At 69.3% G+C, this 20,297-nt stretch carries 19 protein-coding genes; 5 read left to right on the forward strand and 14 right to left on the reverse strand.

The annotated features are described in order from the left end of the window. Positions 1 to 90 precede the first annotated feature (90 nt). Complete coding sequence (locus tag FVA80_RS14305; RefSeq protein WP_147908296.1) at positions 91 to 2,313, forward strand: GumC family protein; 2,223 nt, start codon at positions 91 to 93, stop codon at positions 2,311 to 2,313. 71 nt (positions 2,314 to 2,384) lie between these two features. Here the strand turns inward: FVA80_RS14305 and FVA80_RS14310 are convergent, their stop codons facing one another. From FVA80_RS14310 to FVA80_RS14330, 5 genes are all read right to left on the reverse strand, one after another. After that, the gene (locus FVA80_RS14310; RefSeq protein WP_147908297.1) at positions 2,385 to 3,569 is read right to left on the reverse strand and encodes a GNAT family N-acetyltransferase; all 1,185 of its coding nucleotides are present in this window, start codon (positions 3,567 to 3,569) and stop codon (positions 2,385 to 2,387) included. Positions 3,570 to 3,999: 430 nt separating this feature from the next. Beyond that, a complete protein-coding gene (locus FVA80_RS14315; RefSeq protein ID WP_147908298.1) occupies positions 4,000 to 5,511 on the reverse strand; it encodes an undecaprenyl-phosphate glucose phosphotransferase in 1,512 nt (503 codons plus the stop codon). Between the two features lie 145 nt (positions 5,512 to 5,656). Continuing rightward, positions 5,657 to 6,853: a glycosyltransferase family 4 protein gene (locus FVA80_RS14320; protein ID WP_147908299.1), complete on the reverse strand. Its 1,197-nt coding sequence runs from the start codon at positions 6,851 to 6,853 to the stop codon at positions 5,657 to 5,659. A gap of 129 nt (positions 6,854 to 6,982) precedes the next feature. Beyond that, entirely contained in the window at positions 6,983 to 7,666 is a 684-nt protein-coding gene (locus FVA80_RS14325) for a hemolysin III family protein (RefSeq protein WP_147857090.1), read from the reverse strand. A 147-nt stretch (positions 7,667 to 7,813) separates the two neighbouring features. Continuing rightward, positions 7,814 to 8,911 carry a COX15/CtaA family protein gene (locus FVA80_RS14330; RefSeq protein WP_147908300.1) on the reverse strand — a complete coding sequence of 366 codons (1,098 nt, stop codon included), beginning with the start codon at positions 8,909 to 8,911 and terminating at the stop codon, positions 7,814 to 7,816. A gap of 180 nt (positions 8,912 to 9,091) precedes the next feature. Between FVA80_RS14330 and FVA80_RS14335 the strand changes: the two genes are divergently transcribed. The 4 genes from FVA80_RS14335 (at position 9,092) to FVA80_RS32190 (ending at position 10,392) form a co-directional block, all read left to right on the forward strand. Continuing rightward, a complete protein-coding gene (locus tag FVA80_RS14335; protein WP_147857771.1) occupies positions 9,092 to 9,298 on the forward strand; it encodes a DUF2842 domain-containing protein in 207 nt (68 codons plus the stop codon). Positions 9,299 to 9,378: 80 nt separating this feature from the next. Further along, the gene (locus FVA80_RS14340; protein ID WP_187193724.1) at positions 9,379 to 9,714 is read left to right on the forward strand and encodes a hypothetical protein; all 336 of its coding nucleotides are present in this window, start codon (positions 9,379 to 9,381) and stop codon (positions 9,712 to 9,714) included. Between the two features lie 16 nt (positions 9,715 to 9,730). After that, positions 9,731 to 10,021, forward strand: a complete 291-nt coding sequence (locus FVA80_RS14345) for a type II toxin-antitoxin system Phd/YefM family antitoxin (RefSeq protein ID WP_246692398.1) — start codon at positions 9,731 to 9,733, stop codon at positions 10,019 to 10,021. An 83-nt stretch (positions 10,022 to 10,104) separates the two neighbouring features. Continuing rightward, positions 10,105 to 10,392: a hypothetical protein gene (locus tag FVA80_RS32190; RefSeq protein WP_348644646.1), complete on the forward strand. Its 288-nt coding sequence runs from the start codon at positions 10,105 to 10,107 to the stop codon at positions 10,390 to 10,392. 89 nt (positions 10,393 to 10,481) lie between these two features. Here FVA80_RS32190 and FVA80_RS14355 read toward each other — a convergent pair whose 3' ends face one another. The 9 genes from FVA80_RS14355 to FVA80_RS14395 form a co-directional block, all read right to left on the reverse strand. Continuing rightward, positions 10,482 to 11,543, reverse strand: coding sequence for a polysaccharide deacetylase family protein (locus FVA80_RS14355; RefSeq protein ID WP_147910672.1), 1,062 nt, complete (start codon positions 11,541 to 11,543; stop codon positions 10,482 to 10,484). 609 nt (positions 11,544 to 12,152) lie between these two features. Then, positions 12,153 to 12,506: a hypothetical protein gene (locus FVA80_RS14360; protein WP_147910671.1), complete on the reverse strand. Its 354-nt coding sequence runs from the start codon at positions 12,504 to 12,506 to the stop codon at positions 12,153 to 12,155. A 269-nt stretch (positions 12,507 to 12,775) separates the two neighbouring features. Further along, entirely contained in the window at positions 12,776 to 15,349 is a 2,574-nt protein-coding gene (locus FVA80_RS14365; protein ID WP_147910670.1) for a TonB-dependent receptor, read from the reverse strand. Between the two features lie 256 nt (positions 15,350 to 15,605). Further along, positions 15,606 to 16,241, reverse strand: coding sequence for a hypothetical protein (locus FVA80_RS14370; RefSeq protein ID WP_147910669.1), 636 nt, complete (start codon positions 16,239 to 16,241; stop codon positions 15,606 to 15,608). Positions 16,242 to 16,354: 113 nt separating this feature from the next. Next, positions 16,355 to 17,239, reverse strand: coding sequence for an ABC transporter permease (locus FVA80_RS14375; protein WP_147910668.1), 885 nt, complete (start codon positions 17,237 to 17,239; stop codon positions 16,355 to 16,357). Between the two features lie 255 nt (positions 17,240 to 17,494). Beyond that, positions 17,495 to 18,235 (reverse strand): ABC transporter ATP-binding protein, encoded by a 741-nt coding sequence (locus tag FVA80_RS14380; RefSeq protein ID WP_147906764.1) that lies wholly within the window; start codon positions 18,233 to 18,235, stop codon positions 17,495 to 17,497. Beyond that, positions 18,232 to 18,447, reverse strand: coding sequence for a hypothetical protein (locus tag FVA80_RS14385; protein WP_147906772.1), 216 nt, complete (start codon positions 18,445 to 18,447; stop codon positions 18,232 to 18,234). The genes FVA80_RS14380 and FVA80_RS14385 overlap by 4 nt, the downstream gene beginning before the upstream one ends. A 239-nt stretch (positions 18,448 to 18,686) precedes the next feature. Next, on the reverse strand, positions 18,687 to 19,121 hold the full coding sequence (locus FVA80_RS14390) for a hypothetical protein (protein WP_147906763.1): 435 nt from the start codon (positions 19,119 to 19,121) through the stop codon (positions 18,687 to 18,689). A 100-nt stretch (positions 19,122 to 19,221) separates the two neighbouring features. Next, on the reverse strand, positions 19,222 to 20,205 hold the full coding sequence (locus FVA80_RS14395; protein ID WP_147906762.1) for a YVTN family beta-propeller repeat protein: 984 nt from the start codon (positions 20,203 to 20,205) through the stop codon (positions 19,222 to 19,224). Between the last annotated feature and the right edge of the window lie 92 nt (positions 20,206 to 20,297).

Raw genomic sequence — 20,297 nt, forward strand, 5'->3', positions numbered from 1 at the left:
CCTTAACTCTCAAGCAACCTTAACATCCTCTAATGGCGCCCGGGTGGCACTGATCGCCGCCCCGTCGGCCGTCGTGCTCAGAGCGTATTCATGTCTCGTATCAGCCTGCGCTCGCCCATCGCCGCGCCCGTGCAGCGGACCTCTCCGCGGGACGGCGTCGGCCTCGCGCAGGTGCCACAGATCCTTCGCCGCTCGATCGGCTGGATCGTCGGGCCGACCCTGGTGGTCGCGCTGGGCGCCAGCATCTTCGTCAACGTCGTGAGCCCGCGCTACACCGGCGAAGCGAAGCTGATCCTGGAGAGCCGCGATCCGGCCTTCGCCCGCACCGCCCAGGAGCGTGCCGACCAGCTGGCGCCGATCGACGAGCAGGCGGTGGCCAGCCAGGTTCAGGTCGTCATGTCCCGCGACCTCGCCCGGGAGGCGATCCGCCGGCTGAAGCTGGTGGGCAACCCCGAATTCGATCCGGGCTCGAGCAGCATCGGCCCCGTCCAGCGCGTGCTGATGATGCTGGGCATCGGCGCCAACCCCCTCGACCGCCCGGCCGAGGACCGCGTGCTCGATGCCTATTTCGAGCACCTGCTGGTCTTTCCGGCGGGCAAGTCCCGCATCCTGACGATCGAGTTCCGCGCCAAGGACGCCAAGCTTGCGGCCGAGGGCGCCAACACCATCGCGCAGCTCTACATTTCCTCGCTCGAGGCCGACAAGGTCGACACCGCGCGCTACGCATCGACCTGGCTCGGCGGCAACATCGACGGCCTGCGCAAGCGCGTCGCGGAGGCTGAGGCGAAGGTCGAGGCGTTCCGCGCCAAGAACGGTCTGGTCGGCAGCGGCGGCGCGACCGGCCAGCCGCTGACCACCCAGCAGCTCGGCGAGCTGTCGAGCCAGCTGTCCCAGGCCCGGATCCTGAAGGCCGACCTCGCCGGGCGGGTGAAGGCGATCAAGGACCTGATCAAGGACGGCCGCGCCTTCGAGATCACCGAGGTCGCCAACAACGAGGTGGTCCGGCGCATCGTCGACAACCGGATCGCCGTCCGGGCGCAGCTGGCGCTGGAGTCCCGCACGCTGCTGCCGGCCCATCCGCGGATCAAGGAGCTGCACGCCCAGCTCGAGGATCTCGACGCCCAGATCAAGACGTCGGCCGAGCGCATCGCGCGCACGCTGGAGAACGACGCGAAGATCGCGGGCTCCCGGGTCGAGAGCCTGCAGGCCGCGGTGGACGGCCAGCAGGACGTGGTCGTGAAGGGCAACACCAGCGAGATCCAGCTCCGCGCATTGGAGCGCGAGGCCAAGGCGCAGCGCGAGCAGCTCGAATCCTACCTGTCTCGCTACCGCGAGGCCGCCGCCCGCGACGGCGAGAGCGCCACCCCCGCGGATGCCCGCATCGTCTCGCGCGCCGTGACCCCGGAAGTCCCCTCGTTCCCCAAGAAGCTGCCGATCGTCAGCTTCGCGACGCTGGTGACGCTGATGCTGGCGGTGGGTGGCGTGCTCGCGAGCGCGCTCCTGGCCGAGGGAGGCCGGAACGCCAAGGAATCGGACACGGCGTTCGACACCTCGGACCGGCGCCCCCGCCGCGAGCCCGAGCTCGAGCGCCCGACCTTCGCGTTCCCCGAGGCGATGCCCCCGGCCCACTGGTCTGAGGACGAGGCCGTCCCCGCAACGGCCGCCCCGGCACCCGTCGCCCGGATGCAGGCCGAGGCTTACGACCTCGCCCCCCTCATCGCCCGGATCGGGGGCGCGGGCCGCCTGCCCGGCGACCGGTCCGGGTACCGGATCCTCGTCATGGAGACGGAAGCGTCCCCGGGCGAGAACGCGCTGCACGACGCCCTGGTGCGGGCGCTGGGCCGCAAGGCCAGCCTCGTCACCATCGACCTGAACAATCCGCATGCCGGCACGGCCGAGCGCGGGTTCAGCGATCTCATCGCGGGCGACGCGGCCTTCCTCGACGTGATCCAGTCCGCGGGCGAGAGCGGCCTGCACCGGATCGCCGCCGGGCGCACCGAAGCCGACGTGCTGTTCGACGAGCCGGACACCCTCAGCCTGACCTTCGAGGCCATGGCGGAGGCTTACGGATGGGTCGTCTGCCGCCTTCGGGCGGCGCCGGGCGCCGTCGACCTGCTCGAGCTGACGGCCGGCTACATGGACAGTGTCATCATCGCGTCGAATGCCGCCGCCGAGGATCCGGCGCTCGCCGACCTCTACGCCATCGCGGAGGATGCGGGCGCCGGCCAGATCCTGGTGGCGCAGGACCGCGCGGCCGAGCACTTCGCGCAGTCAGGCTCGACGGATCCCGAGCTCCGCCTCCGCGCCGCGTGAGCGCACGCCACGATGCGTCCGTCATCGCTGCCGGATCACCCGAACGGCGATGAAAGCCGTTCGGGCCGTTTTTATCGCCGCAGCAAGGTCCGCAGCTTCGCGGCGCCGGCGTAGAGACGGGGATCGCGCTTGATCCGGCGCTTCGTCCGGGTCAGGCCCAACCGCATCAGCCCGTAGGCCCGGCCGCGCAGGCTCACCGGCACGATGGTCTCGACCAGCCCGATGGTCTCGTCGCAGATGCTCGCCTTGTAGCGCGCCTCGCCGACGCCGAGATCGAAGCCCTGGCGGCCCCGGGCGGTCTGCTCGCCGACGAGGTGCTGCAGCAGCAGGTCCCCCGGGCTGAACCGGGCGATCTCCGGGTCGGGATCGAACGCCGTCATCATGCCGCTGAAGCGGTGATCGCTGACGGCCCCCCCGAAGGTCGCGAGCACGCGGCCGCTCTCGGCAAGGCACAGGACGTAAATCTCGACCGCCGGTTCGGCGCCGGACGTGGCCGCCGACAGGAACCGGCGAACCGCATCGTCGGCGTAGGGGTCTGCGACGCCCATCCCGGCGAACCGCACCGCCTTGTGGGCGTAGAACGCGGTCAGATAACGGGCCGCGTCCTCGGCGGTCTCGGCCCGGCGATAGGCCAGGGCGCCCTTGGCCTCGATCAGCCGCTTCTCCTTCGAGCGCAGCTTCTTGCGGGCGTCGGCGCTGAACACGCGGCGCACCGTGGCCTCGGGGTCGGGTCCCAGCATCAGCCCGTAGGCGTCGCTGGCTTCCGGTTCGCCGGCCTGCGCGAACGGGTTGGCCGCGCCCTCCCACATCAGGGGCTGATGCTGCAGGGCGTAGGCGTCGATGCCGGCCGACCGCCCCACGCGGATCAGGGCCGCGGTGACCTCCCCGGCGGAGATTGCGGCGGCGTCCCGGGTGGCGAACAGCGGCATGTGGTAGTTGGCGTGCGTGTCGCCGACGATCCGGGCCACCACCAATCCGGCTTTGCGGCCGAGCACGAGGGGCAGCAGGATGCGGGCCCGGCCCTCGGCATCCCGCAGGACGACAATGCGGGCTTCGGCCTCCGTACCGGTCGCGCGCAGGTAGGCGCAGACCCAGTCATACCGCTGATAGGGCGTCTGCAGGCTGGCCGGATCGGCCTCGAGCCGCCGCCAGAGGGCTTCGGCCGCGGCCAGGTCGGTGAAGATTTCCGCCGTCAGCGTTCCGGACGCACGCGCACCGATCATGTCCGTTCCCGCCACCTGGACGCCGGTCGCCATATCTGATCCTCCCACCCGCTCGGGCATGGCCCGAACCTGTGCGCCGACCTTGTGCGGCACGCGCTGAATGCCCGGTGACCTTGGGGGTTGAGAAGACCTGGACACGACGGCAAATCGCGGCCTTGGCTAATACAATCTTTCCGCGGGGCTCCACCGGCTGGTTCGAGCATGCGATCCTATCGAACGCTGCCTTCGCGTGCAGAGACTTCGTTAGATCCAATAGCCCGCGGCGTCATTCCGGGGCGCCGCAGGCGAGCCCGGAACCCGGAAACACGGCCCGTGCGAGCGTTTGAGACGTCGTCTTCTCTGGATCCCGGGCTCCGCTGCGCGGCCCCGAGATGACGGGATCCCCGGTCGGGCAGCGCCGCCGTAGCCGCGCTGACACCTCAGGCTGAGCGGCCGCCGGGGATCGGCCTCGCGAACCCCGAGCTCAATACGCATTCTCAGTCTTGAACAGCGCGAACGGCGTTGTGATCAGGATTTGCAGGTCGAGCAGGACCGACCAGTTCTCGATGTAGAACAGATCGTGCTCGACGCGCCGCTGCAGCTTCTCGGAGGTATCGGTCTCGCCGCGCCAGCCGTTGACCTGGGCCCAGCCGGTGATGCCGGGCTTGACCTTGTGGCGGGCGAAGTAGCCGTCGACCACCTGGTCGTACAGGGTGTTGGCGGCCTTGGCCTGGAGCGCGTGCGGGCGGGGACCGACCAGAGACAGGTCGCCCTTCAGCACGTTGAACAGCTGCGGCAGCTCGTCGAGCGAGGTCTTGCGGATGAACCGCCCGACAGGCGTCACCCGCGCATCCCCGCGCGTGACCATCCTGGCGGCGCCGGCATCGCACTGATCGACATACATCGAGCGGAACTTGAGAACTTCGATCAGCTCGTTGTTGAAGCCGTGGCGCTTCTGGCGGAACAGCACCGGCCCGCGGGATGTCAGCCGGACGGCGAGCGCCACCGCGATCATGATCGGCGACAGCGCGAGCAGCATGACCAGGCCGACGCAGCGGTCGAACAGCGCCTTCACCACCACGTCCCAGTCGGCGATCGGCCGGTCGAACACGTCGAGGACCGGCACCGAGCCGAGATACGAGTAGCTGCGGGGCCGCAGCCGGAGCTTGGCGGCGTGGGCCGAGAGGCGGATGTCGATTGGCAGCACCCAGAGCTTCGCCAGCATCTGGAGGATCCGCGCCTCGGCGGTGATCGGGATCGTGAACACGATCAGGTCGAGCCGGGCTTGCCGGGCATAGGCGACCAAGTCGTCGACGTTGCCGAGCTTGGGGTATCCGGCCACACTGTCGGCGGACCGGTCGGCATTGCGGTCGTCGAACACGCCGACGATGCGGATGCCGCTCTCGCTCTGGGCCTCCAGCGCGGCGATCAGGTCCTCAGCGGGCTTGCCGCCGCCCACGATGGCGGTGCGGCGGTCGAAGCGGCCGGCGCGGGTCTGCCTGTCGATCACCCGGGACAGGGTGAAGCGTCCGGCCAGCAACGCCGCGAGGCCGGTGCCGTAGAAGGTGGCGAGCCACAGGCGCGAGTATTGGTCGGCGACCTTGGCCAGGACCAGGATGGCCGCGACGATCAGGAACGTCATCGACCACGCCGCGATCAACCGGATCGCGGCCTTGGCGAAGGTCCGGAACGCGGCGATCCGGTAGCCGCCGGAGGCCTGGGTCAGCGCCATCATGAGGCCGGCCACCAGCGCGATCGCGCCGGCATAGCTTAGCCCGAACGGCACCCGGCCGCGCAGCATCAGCAGGTGAAGGAGCGCGCCGAGGCTGAAGATCAGGCCGAATTCCAGGGCCCGCACCAGGCCGGCCACGACGACAGGCGAGATCGCGGCCGGGCCCAGGGCCGGCGACGGCGCGTCGCCGCCGGGCGCGCGGACGGCCCGGCCGTCGCGCGGTGCGGTGGCCTCAAGGAGATCGCGGATGTCGAACGCGCTCATCGAACGGCTCCTCCGGGGCGATGTCCCCCGGCCTATAGGCGCCTGATCTGTTTCGGGACTTTGGAAACAGATCAGGCTTTAGACGGAAACTCTTGCATCCGAGCCTGATAGCAAACCCTAAACGCGGGGCCGTCCGCGAGGGACCCTACGCCGTGCGGGCCTGCGCGACCTTCGCGCCTTCGACGCCGAGGCGGTCCGCGCGGGCCTGGAACGCCGCGGCGTAGCCCGACACCACATCGGCCCCCATCCGCTCCAGCGAGAAGCGCTGGTGGATCGATTCGCTGAGCGCCCGGACCCGCGCCGTCAGCACGTCCGGGGATTCGTCGAGCACCTGACGGATCGCGCCCGCGAGCGCCCCGGCGTCGCGGGACGGGACGAGATCGCCCGCCATCGGCCCGAAGATCTCCGGGATGCCGCCGACCCGGGTGGCGACCAGGGGCTGCGAGGCGGCCGCGGCCTCGAGGACGACGTAGGGCAGCGATTCCGCAAGCGACGGCACGACCAGGATCCGGCCCCGGGCCAGCACCGACCGGATCGCCTGCGGCGGCTCGAACGCGGCCGCATCCGAGAGGCCGAGCCGCTCGACCATGGTGCGCAGGCTCTCGGCATCCGGGCCCGACCCGACCATCAGCAGACGCAGCGCCCGGCCCTCGGCGCGCAGCCGGACCAAGGCTTCGAGCAGGTAGGGCAGGCCCTTCGCCTCGCGCAATTCGCCGACATAGAGCAGATCGGCGGCATTCTTGGCGAGGGGGACCGGGGCGAACTCGGCGTCGGCGATGCCGTTGTGCACGATCCGGGTCACCTGCTCCGGTCCGCCCACGAAGGTCCGGTGCCGGCCGGCCACGTACTCGCTCTCGAACAGGAACGCGTCGGTCCTGCGGGCGAGCACCGCCTCGGCGGCCATGTAGGCCCGGTGGAGCGCGCTCCCGGGCCGGTAATTGTAGCTGCCGCCGTGCGGCGTGTAGGCCCGGATCGCGGTCGCCGAGGCCAGGCGGGCGTAGGCGCCGCCCTTGGCGCCGTGGCCGTGCAGCACGGTGGCGCCGACCTCCGCCGCCCGGCGCGTGACCGCCCGCAGGCAGGTCCAGTCCGACAGGTGCGGGTTGCGGCGCATCGGGATCCGCACGAGGCCGAGCTCAAGGCACGGGGCCAGGTCCGCGAGCGCCCGGGCGGCGCGCTCGCCGCCGGTGGACGTGTCGCAGACGATCCCGACCGCATGGCCCGACGCGGCCTGGAGGCGGGCGAGGTCCATCACGTGCCGGAACAGGCCCCCGACCGGCGCGCGGAATACGTGCAGGACGCGGTGGCGTTGGGGGATTCGGGTGTCGTTCGGCTTCACAGCCACGGTATCGCTCCCGGGAATAACAGTCCCGGGACTGTGGTGCGGCGACCGTCGCAGTAAACTTAAACGGTCTCCGTCCCGATGGGCCTTTTCGACGGAAAGGTAAGCGGAGTTTTACTGCTGTGGATCAATTCACGTGAGCGGCAGGCCGTTGAGGCTGGCCCAGATCGTGCCGTAATGGCAGGCCGTGGCCGCGAGCACGAAGCCGTGCCAGATCGCGTTCTGGAATGGCAGGGTCCGCCAGACGTGGAACAGCACGCCGACCGAGTAGAGCAGCCCGCCGATCGCCAGCAGCCACAGGGCGGTGGGCTGCAGGGCGGCGATCACCGACTCGTAGGCGAGCAGGCCGCTCCAGCCGAGCAGCAGGTAGAGGGCGATGGATAGCCGGTCGAACCGGCCGGGCAGGAACAGCTTCACCGCGATCCCGACCAGGGCGACCAGCCAGATCACCGCCAGCAGCAGGTAGGCGCGGATGCCCGAGCCGACCAGCGCGACCAGGGGCGTGTAGGTCCCGGCGATCATCAGGTAGATCAGCGCGTGGTCGGCTCGGCGCAGGAGCCATTTCCGCGGGCTGACCGGGTAGAGGTTGTAGACCGCGGAGACGCCCAGCATCAGCACCAGGGCGGTGGCGTACAGCACCACCGCGGCCCGCTCGCCGAATCCGAGATGCGCCGTGAGCGCCGTGGCCACCAGCGCCGCCGCGCCGGCGAGGCCGAAGACCACCCCGAGGCCGTGGATCACCCCGTCCGCCACGATCTCGCGCGGCGTGTAGTGCCACGTCAGGGTCAGCGGGCGACCATCCTCTGCGAGAGACATCATGAAGCCTCCTGCTACGCCTGCAGCCTAAAGCTTAAGATGGCTCAACCGTTCCCTATGCAAAGTGCTGACGGGGCGTTTATCCCAAGGTTCTATTGCCGCGTGGTGAAAGACTTGTTGTGCGTGGCGGTGGCGCCGCAGCCCTGATCAGGCGCCGCGACCCACCAAGCCCTCGAAGCCGAGCACCGGCTCACGGGCCGGGCGGCGGACGAGACCGGTGCCGCGGCTCAGCCGGGCGTGGACCACCGCCATGGTCAGCACGGCCATCGCCAGGACCTGATGGGCCAGCGCGGCCCAGAGCGGCACCGCCAGCAGCAGCGTGGCGATGCCGAGGCCGGCCTGGGCCAGGGCCAGGGCGGCGACGCCCCCGGCACGCCCGGCCGCGCCGGCCGGACCGGTCATCCGCGCGTCGATCGCGTGCAGGAGCGCGACCACCACGAGCAGGTAGGCGCTGACCCGGTGGTCGAACTGGACCAGGGCGTGGTTGTCGACGAAGTTCTCGATCCAGGGCCGGATCGCGAACAGGCTGTCCACCGGCGGGACGAGGGCGCCGTCCATGTCCGGCCAGGTGTTGTAGACGAGGCCGGCATGCGACCCGGCGACCAGTCCGCCGAGGAAGATCTGCGCCAGGACCAGGGCCGGCAGCAGGGCGGCCACCCGGCGGATGCGGCCGGGGGCGGGATCGGCCGCCTCGCTGCGCTGGCCGGCGGCCAGCCAGACCAGACCGGCCAGGATCAGGCTGGCGGTCGTCAGGTGCAGGGCGAGCTTCAGCGGCGCCACCGCGGTCATGCCGGGCTGAAGGCCCGACGCGACCATGATCCAGCCGATCGCGCCCTGGAGGCCGCCGAGGATCCCGAGGCCGAGCAGCCCGAGTCCGAGGCGGCGGCCGATCATGCCGCGCCACCAGAACACGACCAGCGGCAGGAAGAACACGAGGCCGATCAGCCGCCCGAGCACGCGATGGCCCCATTCCCAGCCGTACAGCACCTTGAACGACGCCAGGCCCATCCCCTGGTTGAGGATGTTGTATTGCGGCGTGTCCTTGTACTTGGCGAACTCGGCGGACCAGTCCGCCTCCGACAGGGGCGGCACGATCCCGGTCACGGGGCGCCACTCGGTGATCGACAGGCCGGATCCGGTCAGGCGGGTCGCGCCGCCGACCGCCACCATGGCGACCACGAGGGCCGCCATCAGGTAGAGCCAGGTCCGCACGGCTCCGGATCGCTGCTCGCCCGAGACTCTCATCACCACGCGCATCCCTTCCGCGGTTGGCCCGGATGTCCCGGCCCTCGCGACGCGTTAGGGGAAGCGCGGGATGCGGGCAACGTCGGCGGCGCCGCAGCCCGCGGCGCTGCGCGCGTTGCCAACCGGGCCGACGGGCGATAGCCGTCTTCACAGGGAGAGACAGGGCTTCGGGGAACCATGATGCGCCGCCGCACCCGCACGTTGATCGGCACGGTCGCGATGCTGGCCTTCGTCTGCCTGTACGGGCCGCTGGCGATGGCCTTGGCCGACAGCCGCATCGCCGAGACCCCGGCGGCGATCCAGGCCGTGCTCTACTCGATCCTCGGAATCGCGTGGATCTTCCCGCTGATGCCGCTGATCCGCTGGATGGAGCGTCCGGACCGTTAACCGGACCCCTCGATTTCGCCGCACTCGGCCGGCAGAAGCCTCGGATCCGAAACCGAGACCCGTCCGTGTATCGCTTGCCCATGCGCCTCAAGCATCTGGCCGCACTCGCCGTGCTGCTCGCGCCGTGCTCCGCCCTGGCGCAGGGCACGCCGCGTTCGATCGGGGAGTGCGAGCGGCTGAAGAACGATCTGGCCTACAACCAGTGCCTGGCGATGTTCGGCCCGGCCGCCAAGAACGTGGCGGGCGGCTACGCCTCGGCCGACGCGGCCGCCGCCCCGGCCCTGGCCGAGGCGCTGCCCCAGGCGGACGAGGCCGTCGAGGCGGCGGCCGGCCGCCGCGGCCGGTACCGCTCGCGGCGGGGCGGCCGGCAATACGCCTCGTTCTCGACCGGCTACCGGCATCGCCGCCGGCGCTGAGGACTTTCAAGCAGCGATGCCGGCGCCGATCCCCACCCCTACGATGCCGATGTCGTCGTGGAGGGTCGGATGGCGGGAAATCCAGTTGCGGGCCGCCAAGGCGACGCTCTCGGCCGTCATCGACAAGGCCCGGCAGGGCCAACCCTCCGTCATCACACGCCATGGCCGGCCCGAGGCCGTGCTGCTCAGCTTCGAAGAGTGGCAACGGCTGCAGGTCCCATCCTTCGGCCGGCTCCTGATGGCCGCGCCTCTCGAAACGGAGGATCTTCCGCCGCGATCCGGTGCGCTGAGACGCATCGATCTCTGACGCCTGCGTCCCTCGTCGATACCAATGTCCTTTCGGCGGCCGCACCGACCAGGGCGATCCCGGCCGACGAGCTGATCGCCTGAATGCACCGAAACCGCGCCGGCCCGCATCGTACGGTGATCACCATCGCCGAGATCGGGGACGGTATCGCCAAATGCCGCCGGGATGGCGCGTCTCGCAAGGCGGCGCGTCTGTCGGATTGGCTGGAGACGCTGCTGCACCTCTACAGCGCTCAGATTCTGCCGATCGATCTCGAGATCGCCCGGTGTATCGGCCGCCTGTCCGACGCGGCCAGGCGAGAGGGCCATGCCCCGGCCTGGCGGACCTCGCCATCGGCGCGACGGCGCTGTGTCGCGGCTGGACGATACTGACCCGTAACGTCCGTCACTTCCGGCCGCTTGGCTTGGCGGCGCACGATCCGCACGACACGTTACCGGCCGATATCGCGTGAGCGATCCGGTCAGGCGACGTTGAGGCGCCGCCCGCGGTTCCAGGCCAGGAACGGGACGCCGGACAGCAATCCCGCCAGCGCCGCCCGCGACTGGTGGCAGCCGTTGATCGAGACCCGCGGCAGGGCGCGCAGATGCCCGGCATGGTCGGCGAACAGGTGGCCGGGTCTCGTCGTCACCGCGGTGGCGAAACCCTGATCCGCGGCGAGGGCGAATTCCCTCGGGCCGGCCGAGGTCGGGTCGCCGACCGGGTAGGACAGATGCCGGATCGCGCGGCCGAGCTCGGCCTCGATCCGGGCGCGGCTCTCGGCGATCTCCCGGGCGACGGTCGCCGTATCGTGCTTGGCGAGCATCGGGTGGCTGACCGTGTGCGCCCCGAACGTCACCGCCGGGTCGCGGCCCAGCGCTCGCAATTCATCCCAGGACAGACACAGCTCGGGTGCGATCCCCCCCGGCGCGAGGTCGGCCTGCCGGCAAAGGTCGGCGATCCGGTCGAGGAGCGCGGTCTCGCTGCCGCGGCGCAGGTCGCGGTAGAGCGCCTCGAAGGCCAGCGCCTTCTCTTGCGGGCTGCGGGCCGGCAGATCGAGGCTGCGCCCATGGATGTCGATCCGCACCCGGTCGAGCCGCGCGATCGCCCGCTCCAGCTCGATCCACCACAGGCGCCCGCGCTGGTCGGCGAAGCCGCTCGCCACGAACAGGGTCCAGGGGGCGCCGTGCCGTTCCAGCACCGGGCGGGCGTGCTCGACGTTGTCGCGGTAACCGTCGTCGAAGGTCAGGACCGCGAAGGGCGGGCCGTAATCCCGGGCGGCTAGCCGGTCCGGGACCGCATCGAGCCCGATGATGTCGAAGCCGCGCGCGTCGAGTTCGCGCAAGGTGAGATCCAGGAAATCCGGCGTGATGCTGAGCAGCCGGTTCGGCGCGAAGGCCGGCACCGGATCCGGGCTGACGTGGTGGAAGGTCAGGATCACCCCGAGGCCGCGGGCGGCCGGAGCCAGCCAGCGATCGGCGCCGAACGCCTGGATCGCGCGGAAGCCGGACGCGAACACCCGATGCTTGGCACGCGACGAGATCATGACGTGGCCCCTCTCGGGCTACCGAGCCCGGGCGGACCAGCCATCGCGCGACGCGGTAAAGAAACCGGAACGCCGCGCCATACCGAACGCCGTGTGCGATCTAAATTTTTCCGCGACCGAGGATTTGATCAGCGCGCGACGGACCCCAGCGCCCGAGCGGCGTCGTGAGAGGCTCCGTGCAGGGATGCAGCGTATGCCCCCTCGGCCGAGCGGGCTCTGAGTTCCCGGTTTGAATGACGATCTCTGCTCAGAGCTGACAGTTCGGTCTTCCTGTCGATAGGAGCTGATCGATCGAGCCGTACGCCCACATCCCGGAGCCGCGCAGCGGAGCCCGGGATCCAGAGCCATCGCTGCGTCAAGTTTTTGCACCGACAGCGGTTCTGGGTTCCGGGCTCGCCTACGGCGCCCCGTAATGACGCCGCAGGTTATCGGTACGGGGGATCGCGCCTCAGACGATGGGTCCGAACGGATATCGCCCCTCCTTGAAGGTGCCCGTCCGACGGCGGCAAGCCGCCAGGACTGGACGGTCAAAGCCTCGGCAACATGAAGGCATCCGAGGAGTCGGTCGGGGTGAGATGACCCGACCAGCCGTCATGCATCCCAAAAACCCTACGGGAGGGCGCCGGCCTTTTCCTTGGCCTGCATGATCGTGTTGCGGCAGGCCTCGGCGTTGCCGGCCTTGTCCTCGGCGGCGGCCTTGGCGACGAGCTTCTTCGCCTCCTCGACCCCGGCGGCGGTCGGCTTAACGGCGGCGTCGCCCTTGGTGAGAGCCGGCGGGGTCGCGAGCGCCTTATCGGAATGCGACGAGGTCGTGCCACCGGGCGGGGTCGTGCCGGTCACAGCGGCGGCGCCCGCGCTGTCGAGGCGCTTCTGCAGCGTGGAGACCTCGTCGGCGCACGGGGTCGCCCAGGCCGGCGTGGCGGCCGCAAGGGCCAGGGCTGCGAAGGCGAATCTCATCATCATCGAGGCGTTTCTCCAAATCGTGCGCCGGCTCTGAGGCGGCCAGCCGGATCGAGGGCCGGCCGCCGCGTCTGGCGCTCCCGAATGAGACGCGGGGCGCCGGGGCCCGTTCCTGAGACGTGAGGCCGCACGGCAGGCGCCGGCGGCGAGGCCGGAAAACGCGAAGGGCGCCCCGCCCGGTCTGGAGACCGCGCGGAGCGCCCTGCCCCGACGCCTTCTGGGCGTCGAGATTTCCTGGTGTCAGGACTTCATGGTTTCGGGACTTGCCAGCTTCAGTACTTCCGAATGATCGGCTCGGCCGACATCGGCACCGGGTCGGCGCCGAAGGCGTAGCGGATGCCGCCGTAGATCGAGAGCGGCTGCGACAGGGTCGTGGTCCGCGGGTCGCTGATCCGCAGGTTGCCGGCCACCGCGCCCGGCTCGGCGAAGGTGCCGAACGTCGCGTAGCGGTTGTTGGTCAGGTTGGTGACCAGGCCGAACAGCTCGAGGTTCTTGGTGACCTGGTACTTCGTCTGGAAGTTGAGGACGTAGTAGGGCGGCAGCTTGCGGTTCAGGTTCGACTCGTCGCCGCGGAAGTAGGACGCCGAGAAGGCCTGGAGGTAGACGCCGAACTGCCAGTTCGGGGTGACGAAGTAGTCGAAGCCGGCCTTGAACTGGTGGGTCGGCACCAGCGGCACGACGTTGCCCTTGCGGACATTGATCGCGCCGTCATCCGCGAGCGGATTGTTGGGCGAGGACAGGGTGCCGTTGAACTGGAAGGTGGCGTCGATCAGGGCGTAGTTGGCGTAGACCCGCAGGTAGTCGGCCGTGTACTCGCTGCCGACCTCGATGCCCTGACGCTGGGTCGAGGGCACGTTCACGAAGTAGGCGCGGGCGGTGTTGCCGGGGGTGGCGAGCGACAGGATGTCGTTCGACAGGTCGGTGCGGAAGGCGCCGATCTTGTAGCTGATGATGCCGCCGTCATAGGTGTTCGGCAGCGCACCGCGGAAGCCGACCTCGTAGGTCCGCCCGGTGACCTGCTTGAGCGGCGGATCGGCCACCAGCGAGTTCGGCAGCAGGCACGGCCGATCCGGGTTGGAGCAGGCCAGCTCCAGCGGCGTCGGCGCGCGGTTCGACTCCGAGTAGCTGCCGTAGAGGTTCAGCGCGTCGGTGAAGCGGTAGGTCAGGCCGGCGACCGGGTTGATCTTGTTGTAGTAATGGGTGCCGGTCACGTCCGGCGAGAAGCCCGTGAGATCCTCGCTCTGGATGCGGGCGAAGTTGAGCCGCGCGCCCGCCGTGAGCGACAGCCGGTCGGTCACGTCCAGGGTGTCGAGGGTGTAGAGGCCCATGTAGAGGTTCGAGCCGTTGACCGAGCTCGGCGCGATGCCGAGGGCGCCCGCGGTGCGGAGCTGCGGCGTGCCGAGGCCTGGGATGTTGCCGTAGTAGGGGTTGTTCGGATCCGTGGTGATCGACAGGTTCGGGTTGATCACGCCGAGGGTGCTGGACGACTTGAACGAGTAGTTGGCCGCATCGATGCTGCCGCCGACCAGGAAGGTGTTGGGCAGGCCGAACACCCGGTCGCGGTTGGCCGCTTGGAGCGAGCCGCCGAAGCCCGTGGCCTCCGTCTTGGTCACGTCGAGGGTGCCGTACGGGATGCCGGACCGGAACGGAACGCGCTGGTTCTGCTGGCCGAGGATCAGGAACTGGTTGCGGAAGGCGAGCTGCGACTGGCCGGCGCCCTGGCTGAAGCCGTCATCCTCGAAGCAGAGGTTGCCGCGGAAGCTGGAGCGGGTGCTGCAGTTCTCGAAGTTGCCGTCGTTGCCGTCGACGTAGGTCTGGCTGAAGCGGCGGAAGTAGGCGTTGCCGGCCAGGTCCCAGGTGGGCGACACGTCGACCCGGCCGGTGAGCTGGATCGTGCCGACCTCGGTGGTGGTGGTCTGCGGGTAGGTGAAGATCGACCGCGGGTCGCGGTGGCTGAAATCCACCGGCGTGGCGGCGGCGGCGCCGAAGAAGCTGCGGGCGGCGAGCCCGATCAGGTGGAACTCGGAATCCTGCGAGCGGTAGCCGATATCGCCGTAGAGCCGACCGATCGTGCTGGGGCTCTCGTAGCGCCATCCGCGGTCGTTCAGGCCGTCGCCGGTGAAGTAGACGCTCCACGGGCCCGAGACCTTGCCGTACTCGACGTAGCCGGCGGTGCGGGCGTCCGAGCCGCCGAACGCGGTGATCTCGGTACCCTGCCAGGTGAAGCCGTTCTTCATCTGGATGTTGACCGCGCCACCCAGTGCGTTGAGGCCGAAGACCGGGTTGCCGGTGACGACGTCGATGCGCTGGATCGCCTGCGGGGGGATCAGGTCGAAGTTGACCGTGTCGCCGAAGGCTTCGTTGATGCGCACGCCGTTCTGGTACACGGCGAGGCCCTGCGGCACGCCCTGGACCGGCGAGACGGTGAAGCCGCGATAGGTCACGTCGGGGCGGTTCGAATTGCCCTGCGAATCGGACAGGTTGAGACCGGGCGTGCGGCGGGCGAGCGTCGCCACGACGTTGTCGGTGCCCCGGTCGACCGTGATGTCGCTGGCCGTCACGGTCTCGACCGTGCTGGGGATCTTGTAGAGCGGCTGCTCGCTACCCCGGAGGCGGACCGGGCCGATCGGCGGCGGCGCCGAGCCGGCCGGCTCGAGCCCACCGGGACCGTTGAGGTTCTGCACGCGGCTCGAATTGCCGCCGCCCGAACCCACCGGCGAGGTCGAGACGACGCTGATCTCGCCCAGCGTCACGGCGTTCTGCGCCTGCGCGGCCGAGGGCAGCATCGCGCCACCCAGGACCGACGCCGACGCGATCAGGCTGCTCCGAAGCCCCCTCAATGACATCCCAAACCCCTTGCCGTGAACCCACGCTCGTTTCAGCCGAGCTTGGCGTCACTCTTGGCGGGTGAAGGAAAAGGACACAATTGATTGAAGACCACGCGTGCCGTGTTTCAGCAACCTTTTGGAAATACCGAACTCGAACGTCGGCCCACGTGGTTTGACAGCAACAGTTTCGATAACGATTTCAGCGACTTAGGGATCATCCGGCAACCCGAACGGGATCTTTAGGCAATGCCCTCATCCCGTCCGCGACCGCCCCTCAGAGCCGGGCCTGAATCAGGCGGGCGACCTCGCCGAGGCGCTGTTCCAGGAGCTGCGGAACCTCGCAGACGTAGGTGAGCGACTGGCTGCGCTCCTGGAAGATGCGGCGGTCCCAGGCGAACTTGGTCTCGATCTCGGACTGGTCCTTCGGCAACTCGGTGGCGTCCGTGGCGCTGGGCGCGTCCTTGGTCTGGCTGATCTTGTCGGCCTCGTCGCGGATCCGCTCGGCCATGCGCCGCTGCCCCTGCGCGTAGCGCGCGATGCCGCCCATGATCTTGTCCCGCTCGGCGTTGATGACCTCGAACACCCCCGCGTAGACGTGGGTCAGGGACTTGGCCCTGGCGTCCTTGTCGGCGCCGAGCTTGCCCACGAACCCGTCGAGGAGCGGACCGACCTCGGACAGCTCGGTGCGCCGGGACGCGATCTTCTGCGCGAGCACTGCCGCGTCGTTGTCGCTGCCCCAATCCCCGGCCGCGGCGATGTCCGGCCCGGTCCAGAACTGGCCCGGGCTGAGGGTCGCGACCTTGCGCTGCACGCAGGGCCAATCCGGGTCCTGCCTCGGCTGCGCGAGCGCGGGGCCCGTCATCAGGGCGAGGCCGAGGGCCGGGGCGAGGAGGCGGGCGAGGCTATGCATCGGGCGGGTTCCGTCGGGGCGTGATCCGGAAGGTGGAATACGGTCTTCCAAAATCATCGTGCGGTCATAAGGAGATAGGGTCGCAGGCCGGGTACGCGATGCGGCGTGCGGCCCTAGGTGGCGTCGCCGGCCGGGCCGCCGCGCCGGGCCATGATGCCGCGACCCGGATCGTAGGCGACGACCGCCATGCCGAAGAAGGCGAGGGTCACGCCGATCACGACCGCGCAGGCGACCGGCTCGAACTGGAGATAAAGGGCGAAGCGCACGAGCTGGACGGCGTGGCTGAACGGGTTCAACTCGCAGATCCAGTAGAGCGTTTCCGAGGATTCCCGGATCCGCCACAGGGGGTAGAGCGCCGAGGAGGCGAAGAACATCGGGAAGATCACGAAGTTCATCACGCTGGCGAAGTTCTCGAGCTGGCGGACGAGCGACGACAGGAACAGGCCGATCGCCCCCAGCATCAGTCCCGAGGCCAGGAAAGCCGGGAGCGCCGTCAGGTACCCGAGCGGCGGGATGTCGGTCTCCCAGAAATACGCCACCGCCAGGAACGCGTAGGCCTGCACGATCGACACCGAGACGCCCGCGATCAGCTTGGCGAGCAGCAGCAGCCAGCGCGGATACGGCGATGTCAGCAGCACCTTCATGGATCCGACCTCGCGGTCGTAGACCATGGAGAGCGACGATTGCATGCCGTTGAACAGCTGGATCATTACGGCCAGCCCCGGCACCACGTAGACCTCGTAGAGCACGTAGGTCTGGTAGGGCGGCTCGATCGAGACCCCGAGGGTGTTGCGGAACCCCGCGGCGAAGATGAACAGCCACACCAGCGGCCTGACCAACGCCGAGAAGAACCGCTCCTTCTGATTGAAGAAGCGCAGCAACTCGCGCCGGACGATGCCGCCGAGGCAGATCAGGTAGCCGACCGCATCCAGCCGGCCCATGCGGGCGGTCTTTTGGGAGGGGGTCGCGGGGACGGCGTTGGCTAGGGGCGCCGTCATGTAAACTGACCCATGTCGAACGGCACGCCTTTGATTTCACAGCGAGAGCGAGGGCCTGAAACACGCACCTCCCCCTCCCCTCTGCGGGGAGGGTGGCCCCGAAGGGGCGGGAGAGGGCAGCGCGACGGTGCAGGATGTAGTTGGCGTCGCGACCCTTCCGGATACGGCGCTCCCCTCTCCCGACCCGGCCTGACGGCCGGCCCACCCTCCCCCGCAGAGGGGGGAGGGAGAGCGCGCGTATCGTCCGGTCGGCCATCACGCCGCCGCCCTTCCCGGCTCCGCGACGAGGCGCCGGAACGCGTCGGCCAGGTTCTCGCCCGGCGCGCCGATATCCCAGGCCCGGCCCCGGGCGACGATCCGGCCGCGGTGCAGGACCACGGCCTCGTCCTCCGGAGAGATCTCCTCGAAGATGTGGGTCGCCCACAGGACCGACAGACCCTCCTCGCGCACCAGGGCGCGAACGATGGCCACGATGTCGGCCCGGGATTCGAGATCGAGCCCGACGGTCGGCTCGTCGAGCAGGAGCAGGTCCGGCCGGTGAATCAGCGAGCGGGCGATCTCGATCCGGCGCGACTGGCCGCCCGACAGCGTGCGGACCTTGTCGTGACGGCGGTCCGCCAGGCCGACCCGATCGAGCAACGCGCCGACGCGCAGCTTCCCGACCGTGCGAGTGATGCCGTGCAGGCTGGCGTGGTAGAGCAGGTTCTGCTCGACGGTGAGGTCGGTATCCAGCGTGCGCGCCTGGAACACCACGCCGAGCCGGGCCAGGGCCCGGGACGGCTCCCGGTCGAGCCCATGGCCGAAGATCGAGACCCGGCCGCTCTGGTTGTTGTAGAGCCGGGTGATCACCGAGAACAACGTGGTCTTGCCGGCGCCGTTCGGCCCCAGCAACGCCGCGAAGCGCCCGCGCTCCACCGTGATCGACACGTCGTCCAGCGCCGCGCGGGCCCCGAACCGGTGGCCGACATGCTCGACCTGCAGCGCCGCCTCGCTCATCGGCCCAGCGCCTTGCGGGCATCCGTCACCGCGTCGAGGCACTCGTCGAACTCGCCCTCCTTCTGCTCGCGCTCGGCTACCCGGAGGGCTTTCTTGAGTTTTGGGAGAGCGGCTTCGGACGGATTCGCCGCCAACGCGTCGCGGATCATCGTGATGCCCTCCGCGCAGGACGCCGCGTCGTCGGCCGCCAGGGCGGGGGTGGTCAAAAAGATGCTGACGAGTAAGAGCGCGAACCCCCTCCCCCCTCTGCGGGGGAGGGTGGCCCCCGAAGGGGGTCGGGAGAGGGGAGCGACGGTGAAGGATGAGGTGGCGACCTTCATACCGACGCAGCCTTGTCCTGAAGCCGGGCTCCCCTCTCCCGACCCGGCCTGACGGCCGGCCCAACCTCCCCCACAGAGGGGGGAGGGAGATGCGTTTTTGGCCTTGCGCCAAATTCTGAACCCGGCACCCATCACTTCACCGTCAACGTGCCGCTCATGCCCTTCGCCTCAAGGCCGCGCGCCTCCCACTTATAGGTACCGGGCTTGATCGCCACGAACTCGACGGCGATCTCGCCGGGATCGTCAAACTCCAGGTGATCGGGCGCGCCGCCGCCGTGGATCTCCTTGTGCTCGATGACGATCTGGTTGAGCCAGATGTAGCGGAAGAACTCGGGCGCGTAGAACTTGTACTCCTGCCGCCCCTTGGCGACGATGCGCAGCCGGTAGGCCTTGCCGGATTCCAGCGTGATGTCCTTGTTCTCGACCGCGAAATCGTTGCCCTGATCGTCGCCCAGGACGAGGTCGGGCAGGTTCTCGCGCTTCTTGGTCAGGTCGAGGGCCGTGGCCGGCCCGGCGGCGAACAGGCCGGCCAGGGTCAGGGCTGCGATCCGAAGCATCCGCGTCATGGCGTTCCTAAACCGTGCGCCGCCCGTCCGGCGGTCGTGTTCTGCGTCATGGGCGTCCGGCCGCGTCCGGCCAGACACCCGTGCGAAATCCCAAATCCCATCAGTTCGGGGAGATGGCGACGCCCCAGGGCAGCAGGCCGACCGGGATGCTCTTGACCACCTTCTCGGCGGCCACATCGATCACCGAGACGTCGTTGGAGGTGCCGTTCGTCGTGAACAGCATCTTCTGGTCCGGCGTGAAGGCGAGCTGCCAGACGCGCTGGCCGACGGGGAGGTACTTCTGGACCTCGTAGCTCTTGGCATCGATCACCGCGACCCGGTTGGCCGGGCCCAAAGCCACGAACGCCTTGGTGCCGTCCTTGTTGATGCGGATGCCGACCGGCTGGATCGCCTCATCGTTCACGCTGGGGATCTTGAAGGTGATCTTCTTCACCACCCGGCGCTGCGCCACGTCGATCACGCTGACCGTGCCGCCGACCTCCGCGGAGACCCACAGGAATTTGCCGTCGGCGGTGAACTCGGCAAAGCGCGGCCGGGCGTCAACCAGCACGTTGTCGATCACCTGGAACGTCTTGGTGTCGATGAAGTGCGCCATGTTGGTGGTCTCGGAGGTGTTGACCAGGATCTTCCCGTCCGGCGACAGGCCCATCCCCTCCGGCTCGACCCCGACCGGCACCTCGGCCAGGACCTTGTTCTTCTCGATGTCGATGATCGTGACCTGGCTGTCGTCCTCGTTGGCGACGTAGAGCGGGTTGCCGGAGGCATCGAGGATGAACTGCTCGGGATCGGGGCCGGAGCGGAGCGAGCGCACGACCTTTCCGGAGCTGGCATCGAGCACGTCAATTCGGTCGTCGTCGCTGGCGCAGACGAACACCTCCTTGCCGTCCTTCGACACGGTGATCCCGCGCGGCCGGCGCCCGACCTTCCAGGTGGCGGTGACGGTCATCGTCGTCGTATCGATGACGCTGACGGAGTTGCCCTTCTCGTTGCTCACGTAGGCGGTGTAGGCAAAAGCCGGTCCGCAGAGGGCGAGCCCCGCTCCGAGGGCGACAACACTCAGACCTGCCTCGACGCGGCGGCGCATACGACTTCCTTCCCTGGGTGCCCTTTTCGGCACTTTCTGGCACCAACTGTAGTGCGATCTTGGCCGGTTGCGAGGGGTTGCGGCGTTTGCGG

It is taken from the genome of Methylobacterium sp. WL1 (genome assembly GCF_008000895.1).
Taxonomy (GTDB): domain Bacteria; phylum Pseudomonadota; class Alphaproteobacteria; order Rhizobiales; family Beijerinckiaceae; genus Methylobacterium.

Excerpts from the sequence above, each read along its gene's own strand:
- FVA80_RS14305 (WP_147908296.1), top strand. The coding sequence starts at position 91 with ATGTCTCGTATCAGCCTGCGCTCGCCCATCGCCGCGCCCGTGCAGCGG.
- FVA80_RS14310 (WP_147908297.1), bottom strand. The coding sequence starts at position 3,569 with ATGGCGACCGGCGTCCAGGTGGCGGGAACGGACATGATCGGTGCGCGT.
- FVA80_RS14315 (WP_147908298.1), bottom strand. The coding sequence starts at position 5,511 with ATGAGCGCGTTCGACATCCGCGATCTCCTTGAGGCCACCGCACCGCGC.
- FVA80_RS14325 (WP_147857090.1), bottom strand. The coding sequence starts at position 7,666 with ATGTCTCTCGCAGAGGATGGTCGCCCGCTGACCCTGACGTGGCACTAC.
- FVA80_RS14330 (WP_147908300.1), bottom strand. The coding sequence starts at position 8,911 with ATGAGAGTCTCGGGCGAGCAGCGATCCGGAGCCGTGCGGACCTGGCTC.
- FVA80_RS14335 (WP_147857771.1), top strand. The coding sequence starts at position 9,092 with ATGCGCCGCCGCACCCGCACGTTGATCGGCACGGTCGCGATGCTGGCC.
- FVA80_RS14340 (WP_187193724.1), top strand. The coding sequence starts at position 9,379 with ATGCGCCTCAAGCATCTGGCCGCACTCGCCGTGCTGCTCGCGCCGTGC.
- FVA80_RS14345 (WP_246692398.1), top strand. The coding sequence starts at position 9,731 with ATGCCGGCGCCGATCCCCACCCCTACGATGCCGATGTCGTCGTGGAGG.
- FVA80_RS32190 (WP_348644646.1), top strand. The coding sequence starts at position 10,105 with ATGCACCGAAACCGCGCCGGCCCGCATCGTACGGTGATCACCATCGCC.
- FVA80_RS14355 (WP_147910672.1), bottom strand. The coding sequence starts at position 11,543 with ATGATCTCGTCGCGTGCCAAGCATCGGGTGTTCGCGTCCGGCTTCCGC.
- FVA80_RS14360 (WP_147910671.1), bottom strand. The coding sequence starts at position 12,506 with ATGATGATGAGATTCGCCTTCGCAGCCCTGGCCCTTGCGGCCGCCACG.
- FVA80_RS14365 (WP_147910670.1), bottom strand. The coding sequence starts at position 15,349 with ATGTCATTGAGGGGGCTTCGGAGCAGCCTGATCGCGTCGGCGTCGGTC.
- FVA80_RS14370 (WP_147910669.1), bottom strand. The coding sequence starts at position 16,241 with ATGCATAGCCTCGCCCGCCTCCTCGCCCCGGCCCTCGGCCTCGCCCTG.
- FVA80_RS14375 (WP_147910668.1), bottom strand. The coding sequence starts at position 17,239 with ATGACGGCGCCCCTAGCCAACGCCGTCCCCGCGACCCCCTCCCAAAAG.
- FVA80_RS14380 (WP_147906764.1), bottom strand. The coding sequence starts at position 18,235 with ATGAGCGAGGCGGCGCTGCAGGTCGAGCATGTCGGCCACCGGTTCGGG.
- FVA80_RS14390 (WP_147906763.1), bottom strand. The coding sequence starts at position 19,121 with ATGACGCGGATGCTTCGGATCGCAGCCCTGACCCTGGCCGGCCTGTTC.
- FVA80_RS14395 (WP_147906762.1), bottom strand. The coding sequence starts at position 20,205 with ATGCGCCGCCGCGTCGAGGCAGGTCTGAGTGTTGTCGCCCTCGGAGCG.